Annotated in this window: 8 protein-coding genes and 1 pseudogene; all 9 read right to left on the bottom strand. The window is 62.7% G+C overall.

Annotated elements, in window-relative coordinates:
- A partial coding sequence (locus O2807_08415) for a hypothetical protein (GenBank protein MDA1000521.1) occupies positions 1–277 on the bottom strand: 277 nt, incomplete at its 3' end.
- 57 nt (positions 278–334) lie between these two features.
- Positions 335–1,133, bottom strand: a pseudogene (locus tag O2807_08410) (DEAD/DEAH box helicase).
- Positions 1,134–1,240: 107 nt separating this feature from the next.
- On the bottom strand, positions 1,241–2,167 hold the full coding sequence (locus O2807_08405; GenBank protein MDA1000520.1) for a M23 family metallopeptidase: 927 nt from the start codon (positions 2,165–2,167) through the stop codon (positions 1,241–1,243).
- Positions 2,168–2,350: 183 nt separating this feature from the next.
- Complete coding sequence (locus O2807_08400) at positions 2,351–3,163, bottom strand: SDR family NAD(P)-dependent oxidoreductase (GenBank protein ID MDA1000519.1); 813 nt, start codon at positions 3,161–3,163, stop codon at positions 2,351–2,353.
- 9 nt (positions 3,164–3,172) lie between these two features.
- Positions 3,173–4,327 carry a serine hydrolase gene (locus O2807_08395; GenBank protein MDA1000518.1) on the bottom strand — a complete coding sequence of 385 codons (1,155 nt, stop codon included), beginning with the start codon at positions 4,325–4,327 and terminating at the stop codon, positions 3,173–3,175.
- A gap of 43 nt (positions 4,328–4,370) precedes the next feature.
- Complete coding sequence (locus tag O2807_08390; GenBank protein MDA1000517.1) at positions 4,371–4,781, bottom strand: carboxymuconolactone decarboxylase family protein; 411 nt, start codon at positions 4,779–4,781, stop codon at positions 4,371–4,373.
- Positions 4,782–4,798: 17 nt separating this feature from the next.
- Positions 4,799–5,728 (bottom strand): fumarylacetoacetate hydrolase family protein, encoded by a 930-nt coding sequence (locus O2807_08385; GenBank protein ID MDA1000516.1) that lies wholly within the window; start codon positions 5,726–5,728, stop codon positions 4,799–4,801.
- Between the two features lie 61 nt (positions 5,729–5,789).
- Entirely contained in the window at positions 5,790–6,875 is a 1,086-nt protein-coding gene (locus O2807_08380) for a mandelate racemase/muconate lactonizing enzyme family protein (protein ID MDA1000515.1), read from the bottom strand.
- A 14-nt stretch (positions 6,876–6,889) separates the two neighbouring features.
- Positions 6,890–8,065: an acyl-CoA/acyl-ACP dehydrogenase gene (locus O2807_08375; GenBank protein MDA1000514.1), complete on the bottom strand. Its 1,176-nt coding sequence runs from the start codon at positions 8,063–8,065 to the stop codon at positions 6,890–6,892.
- Between the last annotated feature and the right edge of the window lie 135 nt (positions 8,066–8,200).

Here is an 8,200-nt window from a genome sequence, read left to right as displayed (position 1 = left end):
CCATCTCGCCGTTCTCGTCGGGCGCGACGACGTAGTCGCGGTCGCGGACGTAGACGACGTGGGCGCGGAGCGACTGCTCCAGAAGGTGCGGAAGGTCGATGTTGTCGCCGACGTAGAACGAACCGATGCCCGCCTTGCGCTGGGCCTCGGTGACGCCCTCGTGGGTGAGTGACGCCTGCTTCTTGTCGAGTTCGACCTCGAAGTACTGCACGTGCTGGTCACGAGCGGCTTCGAGGAAGGGCAGCTCGTCGCGGGCGGCTTCGAGTTTGGCCTTCATCGCCGGGATCGCGGCCTTGTCGCGGGCATTGCGGATGTCGCCTTCGAGCCCCGACACCTTCACCATGCACGACTGGACCTTGTCGTCGGCGGCCGTCCACTCCTTCTGCCGCTCGACGAGGTGCCGGGCGAGACCGTCGGCGAGTTCGTACCGCGGCTTCACCGAGTGCGCGGGGCCCGAGATGATGAGCGGTGTTCGGGCCTCGTCGATGAGGATGCTGTCCACCTCGTCCACGATGGCGTAATGGAGCTTCCGCTGGACGAAGGTGCCGGGGTCGAACTTCATATTGTCCCGGAGGTAATCGAAGCCGAATTCGTTGTTCGTGCCGTAGGTGATGTCGGCCGCGTAGACATCGCGCCGCTCGTCGTCATCCATATCGTGCTGGATGCACGCGACCGTCAGGCCGAGCCCCCGGAAGATTTTTCCCATCCAGGTCGAATCGCGCCGGGCCAGGTAGTCGTTCACCGTGACGATGTGGACGCCTTTCCCCGACAGGGCGTTCAGGTAGGCCGCCAGGGTGGCGACGAGGGTTTTGCCTTCGCCCGTTTTCATCTCCGCGATCATCCCGCGGTGGAGAACCACGCCCCCGAGGATCTGCACGTCGAAGTGGCGCATGTTCAAAAACCGCCGGCCTGCCTCCCGGACCAGTGCAAACGCCTCGGACAGGATGTCGTCGAGCGTCTCTCCCGCCTCCAGGCGCTGCCGGAGCCGCCCGGTCTGGGCGCGCAGTTCATCGTCGCTCATGGGCTGAAAGCGCCTCTTCGACGATAGGCTGGATTTTTCTCAGGAGCCGTTCGTTGGCCGAGGGAAAAACGGTCTTGAACTTCGACAAAACTGAGCCAATCACAGAACCCATGAAGGGCCACTCCCATACGGCACAAAAACAAAACACATCTCACCGACTAAGATAACACGCAAGACATTGGCCGGGAAAAGAGGTTGGGGGCAAAATCGTTGCGGCGGCTACCTGCGGGCGAAGTCCCAGTCTACGATATACAGAAGCGGATTGACGGCAATGCCGTTCAACCGCACTTCGTAGTGCAGGTGGGGACCCGTCGAGCGGCCCGTGCTCCCCACCGCTGCAATCACATCGCCGCGCTGAACGCGCTGCCCGACCTGGACAAAGAGTTTATGGTTGTGGGCGAAGCGGGTGATGATGCCCTGCATATGGCGAATTTCAACGGTCTTGCCGTAGCCCACTTCCCGCCGCGCCTTGATGACGATGCCATCGGCGGGCGCGGTGATCGGGGTTCCGCGCCGGGCCACGATGTCAATCCCGGAGTGAAACTCCTGGCGGCCGGTAAAAGCTGATTTGCGGCGGCCGAACCCGGAGGTCAGCCAACCCTTGACCGGAAGAATGGAAGGGGTGTGCGCGAGAGAAACGCGTTTTTCCCGGAACGCCCGGAGCAGGTCGCCGAAGCCGTCCTTCTGCATCTCTGCCCGGGATTCGATATCCTTGAACTGCCGGTCGAGCCGGAAGGCAAGGCGCCGCTCGCCGGGACCCAGCTTGCCCACGCGCCCGATGATATCGCCCTTGCTGACGCCGCCGACGCCGAGATCGTTGTTCCGCTTATTCGGCTGCAGCGACGCCATGACGCGAAGCTGGGACTCAAAGCTGCGCAGGCGGCCGAGCTGCTGATCCACCTGCCGCAAGCGGTTGCGGAACCGATCGAGAAGCTCGCTCTGGGCGGCGGCCCGCTCCTCTAGCGGAATCAGGCGGCTGACCTTTGATTCGAGATGGATCCTGTCCATGATGAGGATGCCACTCAGCCCCATCAAAGCCATCAAGACGACAGAGCTGATGACCAGGAATCTCCGCGAGAGCGTAAACCGCCGGGTGCCACTCTTGTCGCTGGGAATCATCAGAATCGTATAGTCGCGCTTCGTCAACTTCGCCCTCCCCGATACGGAGCGGAACTTTGCGTTCCGCACAAAACGCGTCCCCACTGGCATCCGTGCGGGATAACATGAAATCGTACTGAAAACATGCAACTTTCCGCCCAAAATGTAGCATGGGCGGAAATTGGATGTCAATGAAATAGATCACACTCAAAAACGGATTCGGATTGATTTTTAATGCATTACGGAACCGGAATCGACCGAGAGCGCCTGCCCGGTGATGGTCCGCGCATCCGCGCTCGCCAAAAAAGCCACCGCCCGGCCGATATCCTCCGGGGTCTGGGCCAGTCCCATCGGCGTCTGCCGGACAATATCATCGAAGACCTCCCGGGCGGAAAGCCCGGCCAGCTTGGGATTTTCCTTCACCATCAGGCCCGCCAGCTTTTCCCACATCGCGCTCCAGATGACGCCCGGGCACACCGCGTTGACCGTGACGCCCGAGGGAGCGAACTCCCGTGCCAGCGCCTGGGTCAGGTTGATGACCGCCGCCTTGCTCGAGCTGTACTGCGGGTTCAAGAGCCGGCCGTCCTTCCCGGCACGCGAGGAGATGTTGATGATGCACCCTTCCTTTTGCGCCTTGAAGTGCGCAGTGGCCGAGCGGATCATGAAGAAAATACCCCGGACGTTGACGCGGAAGGCCGCGTCCCAATCCTCGGCAGTGATGTTCATCAGCCCCAGGTGCAGATCGGGTCCGCCCAGAACGCCCGCGTTGTTCACCAGGGTGTGCAGCCCTCCGAGGCGCTCGATCGTTTCATTCACGGCGGCCTGGCAGGAGGCCTCCTCCAGCACATCACATGCCAGGGGGACCGCCTTGACGCCCAGGGCCGCAATCTCCTCCGCAGCCTGCTCCACCCCCGGAAGGGAGACATCGGCCAGGGCCAGGTGCATCCCCTCCTCGGCCAAACACCGCGCGATGCCGAGGCCGATGCCGCGGCCCGCGCCCGTGACGAGCGCCACTTTTCCTGCCAGCCCCCGATCTCTCGCCATCGCCTGCCCCTATTTGATCTCCGCCGCCGCCTGCATGAGCGAGGTGCAGCGAATGCCCATCCCCACCCCCTCGCGCTGGAAATTCGGCGAATAGCTGAACGAGAGCCGCCGCTCGGGGTCGGCGTAGCCCACCGCCCCGCCCGATCCGGGATGGCCGAAGGCGCTCATATTCTTCCCCATGGGCATGAACGTCGGCTCGTTGAGCCAGAAGCCCAGCCCCATGCGGACGTAGCGGCCCACCATCTTCTGATCGTCCTTCTCCCACTGGAGGTTGGGCAGCCCCCGGACGTACGCCTCGCTGAGAATGCGGACCCCGCCGATCTCGCCGCCGCAGGCCAGCATCCCGTAGATGCGCGCCATCGCCCGCGCGTTGCCGTGACCGCCGAAGGAGGGCAACTCGCCCTCGCGCATCTGGGGGGAGTTTTGCATGTCGTCCACATCGGGCTTTGAGTGCTGGGCCCGCGCCAGCGGGAGGGTGGGGTCCTGCGCCCGCTTCCAGAAGCCGTTTTCCGGGTTGAAGATCGTGTCGGACACCCGGGCCGCCTCGTCCGGCCTAAGGCCGATGTTGTAGTCCGCCCCCAGGGGGCCGGTCACCTCCTCGCGGAGAAAAGTCCCGATCGTCTTCCCCGACACCCGGCGGACGATCTCCCCGAGGATGAAGCCGATGTTGATCGAGTTGTAGGCGCCCTCCGTCCCGGGCTCCCAGGCAGGCTCCTGCACCTCGATCGCCTTCACGTGGGCCGGATAGTCGAACCAGGAGCCCTTCGGGGCCGCGTCGTTGAAGATGACGCCGCACGAGTGGCTGATCGCGTGCCGGACGAGGACTTTCTCTTTCCCCGCCTGGGCGAACTCAGGCCAGTAGGCCGCCACCGGCGCCTCCAGATCGACGAGGCCCTTGTCAATGAGGGTATGCACGCAGAGCGCGCACATGCTCTTGGCGATCGAATGCATGATGACAATGGTGTTCTCCTCCCAGGGCTGCGTCCGCTCTTTGTCGGCGTAGCCCCCCCAGAGGTCCACCACCTTTTCCCCGTCCCGGTAAACGCAGACGGCGGCTCCCACTTCCTCGCGGGTGGCGAAGTTCTCGCGGAAGACTTCTTCGATCGCCTTGTAAGCGGCATCGCATGTGCCGTGAATGGGGATATCCGTCTTGACCGTGGACATGGGAAACCTCCCTCATGGGGGTCTGTCGTGGATGAACTCGGGCCTATTTCTCTCCCGTGCCGTAGCCGGACATGGCCTTTCCGCTGCTCGTCCAGGCCTCGAACACCTTGATCCCCTCGAGGACGGCGGGAGCTCCAATATAGGTGAACATTTGCAGGATAACTTCCAGAATTTCCTTGTCTTCCGCTCCATAGCTCTGCGCCGCGGTGAAGTGCGAGCGGAGTTGGGAGAAGCGCCCCGTGACCAAAAGGGCGGAGATGGCGCACAGCTCGCGCACCTTGTGGGGGATCACCTCGCGGTCGTAGAGCCCGCCGTGGATGCTCTGCTGCATAATCATCGAGAATCCGGGGTCGAGCGCATTCAGGCGCTCGAAAAGTTTTTCCGTGTAACCCTTACCGTACTGCGTATCTCCGCGCCGAATGGCAGACGCGTAGTATTTCTCGTCAGCACTCATTAAATTTTTCCTCTAGTCTAATCGCCTTCAACGATAGGATTGCGAAGGACACCCAGTCCCTCGACCTCGATTTCCACGACATCTCCGGGCTGCAGGAACGTCGGCACCTCGCGGGCGTAGCCTACGCCCGAGGGCGTCCCGGTCATGAAAATGTCACCCGGCTCAAGGGTGAAGCCCTCCGAGAGGGCTGAAATCATCGCGGGGATGTCGTGGATCATCATGTTCGTGTTCGATCTCTGGCGGCCCTCTCCGTTCACCCGGCTCCCGATCTTCATGTTCATCGGGTCGCCGTAGTCTTCCTTCGGAACGATGTAGGGGCCGAGCGGGCAGCTTCCATCAAGGGTCTTTCCCTTGAATATCTGCTTGTGCCGCCGCTGAAGGTCGCGGGCGGAGATGTCGTTGCCGCAGCAGTAGCCGAAGATGTGATCGTAGACCTTCTCCTTGGGGATGTTCTTTCCGCGCTTGCCGATGATGACCACCAACTCGGCCTCGTAGTCGAGCTTTTCCGTGCAGGCGTGGCGGGGGGTCGGCGCGCCGTGGCCGATGAGGGTCGTGGGGGCCTTCGTGAAGAAGATGGGCTGATCGAGCTCGACCTTCTCGGTTTTCACGTCCTTGGCTTTGAGGCCCTCCGCGACATGATCCTTGTAGTTCAGCCCCATGCAAAGGACCTGCTTCGGGGGATTCGGCACCGGAGGCAGAAACGTCACATCGGCCGGATCCATGAGGACGGGGGCCAGCTTGGCGGTGTTTTTCTCAGCCTCGGCGATGAAATCGTGCATGGCGGGCCCGATGGCATCCCATTTTTCAATCAGGGCGCGCATGGAGCGGATGTCCATATCCGGCCGGCCCAGCAGGCCGCAAAGGCGCGAGAGATGCACCACTTTCTCCCCCACATAAACGCCCACGCGCTGGACGCCCCGGTAGTCGTACGTCAACAGTCTCACCATCAACCTCACTCAATAAAAGGAACGTGGAAGGGGGTTGGCCTCTCTCTTCCGCGCCCAAGTATTAACCGGCGAAGCGCTTGAACGCCTCTGCCGTGAACTCCACGCCGTGCCCCGGAACGTCCGGGACGCGGATGCAGCCGTTCACCACCTTGAACTCGTTCGTCAGCGTCCCCTCCGGGAACAGTTCCACGTACTCCGCCGTCCCGCCGGCGGGCGAGGCGCCCACGATGCTGATCGAGAGCTCGTGCACCAGGTGGCTGCACAGGGAGAGGCAGTAGGCGTCCGCCAGATGGATGATCTTGATGAACTCCGTGATTCCGCCGCAGCGGCAGATGTCGGGCTGGAGGTAGGCCGCGGCGCGGCGCTCGCAAATTTCCCGGAAGCCCCAGCGCATGTAGGCATTCTCCCCCGCCCCGATGGGGACGTGGCTCTTCTCGGCCACCTCGGCCAGATCGTCCAAGGTATCGGCGAGAACCGGCTCCTCCAGCCAGGCGACGCCGTAGTCGGCCAGCATGGCGGAAACCTCGACTGCCTCGCGGACGGAGTATTTCTGGTTGGCATCGGTGTAGAGGATGAAATCGTCCCCCATATTCTCGCGGATGAGCGCCACTCGCTCCTCATCCCGCGTACTGCCGATCTTCATCTTGTAGGCCCCAATCCCCTTGGCGGCGAACATTTCGCACTCGGCCACCAGTTCTCCGTCGGAGAGGGTGTGCCACCCGCCGCTCCCGTAGACGGGAACCTCCTTCTTGAAGCCGCCCACCAGCGTATGCAGCGGAAGATTCGCTACCTTGGCCACCACATCCCAGCAGGCGATGTCCACGGCCGAGAGCGAATAGAGGCCGAGGCCGCCCCGCATCCGGGCCTTGTTCGGCCCCCAGAGGCGCTGCCAGAGGGCCTCGGGCGCCAGGGCGTCCTGGCCGAGGGCCAGGGGCGCGAGTTCGTGCTCGATATAGGGGACGATCGCTTTTCCGGCGCTGCCACCGAGCCCCATCGTGAGGCCGTAGCCGGTCGGCCCGCCCTCGGTGTGCAGAAAGGTGGCAACGCAATCCACATGGGTGTAGGTCCCCAGGGCGCTGGCGATGGGGCGCTCAAGGGGTATCTGCAGCCCCTTCGCCTCCAGTGCACGAATTTTTAGAACGCTCATATCCTTTCACTCTCCTATAGGAACTGCATCGCCCGGACCCGCATGGCTTGGTTGGTTCCGTCCGAGTGCAAGAAGCTGGTGGCATCGCGAAGGTATTTTTCCATGGGTGCTTCTGTCATATACCCCATTCCGCCCCATACTTCGAGCGAGCGGGTCGCAATCCGGTAGGCGGCTTCCGACACGAAAGTTTTCGTCATGAAAACCATCTTCGGGTCGTACAGATCGGGCTGCCCCGTGGTCCAGGCCGCGTAGTGGAGAAGGCGCCGCGACGCCTCGTATTCGATGAAATCGTCAGCCAGCATAAAGCCGATGGCCTGGTGTTCGATGATGGGCTTTCCGCCCTGCACGCGGTTGCGGGCATACTCGAGCGCCTCCTCGTGCGCGGCCCGGGCCGTTCCCAGGACGGTGGCAGCCGCCTCGAGGTTCGAGCCCTTCACGAAGCTCTGCCGCGCCTTGTGGGCGCCGTTCACCTCGGTGACCCGGTTGGCGTCCGGCACCTTGCAGTTCTCGAAGATGAGTTCGGCGTTCTGGGAGAGGCGCTGGCCCATCTTGTCGTGTATCCGGCCGATGGAAAAACCATCCATGTCGGGCGTGACGATGAAATAGGTGAGCCCCTCCGCCACCCCGACGCTGGTGTCCGTCCGCAGGGCGACGAAGTAGAGTTTGGCGATGCCCCCGTTGCTGATGAAATGTTTCATCCCGTTGACGTTCCACTGATCTCCTTCCCGAACCGCCGTTGTCCGAACCCCCGCATCGGGGCTGCTGTAGGGGATGATGTTGTCGGAGCCGCCGTTGGGCTCGGTCATGCCCACCGCCAGATGGAAGCGGTGATCCTCCAGGAAAGCGGGCAGGAAGCGCGCCTGCTGCTCCTCGCTCGCCAGGCGATCCAGCAGATGCGTGATCTTCCACGTCTGATCGAACGTGACGGCGATCCCGAGGTCGCCCCAGGCCATCTCCTCTCCCACCAGGCAGAGGGTCAGGATGTCCGCACCCGCCCCACCCTTCTCCTCCGCCAGCGCCAGCGTCCGAAGGCCAACATGGCTCGCCTTCTCCACCACATCCCACGGGAAGCGCTCGTGGGGGTCGGCAATTTTGTCCCGCTCGTGGGCAACGGGGCGGATCTCTTTTTCTGCAAAATCATGCGCCAGCGCTTGCAAAGCTTTTTGCTCATCTGTCAGGGAAAAATCCATTTGGATTTCCTTTCGGAGGAATCTGCGCCCAGGGAGGCCGCCGGCCTCCCGAAAAAAATAGATGGAAACCGGAATTATGCGGCAACCGAGGCCCTTGCCCCGATTCCGCATCGATTGCCCACAATTCCGACCGCG

The sequence above is a fragment of the bacterium genome, assembly GCA_027622355.1.
Lineage (GTDB): Bacteria > UBA8248 > UBA8248 > UBA8248 > UBA8248 > JAQBZT01.
The sequence above is the reverse complement of the archived record's forward strand: the minus strand, read 5'-3'. Positions and strand labels throughout refer to the sequence as shown.

What these genes read in the sequence shown, in the direction of transcription:
- O2807_08395 (MDA1000518.1), bottom strand. Translation starts at nt 4,327, where the DNA reads ATGTCCACGGTCAAGACGGATATCCCCATTCACGGCACATGCGATGCC.
- O2807_08390 (MDA1000517.1), bottom strand. Translation starts at nt 4,781, where the DNA reads ATGAGTGCTGACGAGAAATACTACGCGTCTGCCATTCGGCGCGGAGAT.
- O2807_08380 (MDA1000515.1), bottom strand. Translation starts at nt 6,875, where the DNA reads ATGAGCGTTCTAAAAATTCGTGCACTGGAGGCGAAGGGGCTGCAGATA.
- O2807_08400 (MDA1000519.1), bottom strand. Translation starts at nt 3,163, where the DNA reads ATGGCGAGAGATCGGGGGCTGGCAGGAAAAGTGGCGCTCGTCACGGGC.
- O2807_08375 (MDA1000514.1), bottom strand. Translation starts at nt 8,065, where the DNA reads ATGGATTTTTCCCTGACAGATGAGCAAAAAGCTTTGCAAGCGCTGGCG.
- O2807_08385 (MDA1000516.1), bottom strand. Translation starts at nt 5,728, where the DNA reads ATGGTGAGACTGTTGACGTACGACTACCGGGGCGTCCAGCGCGTGGGC.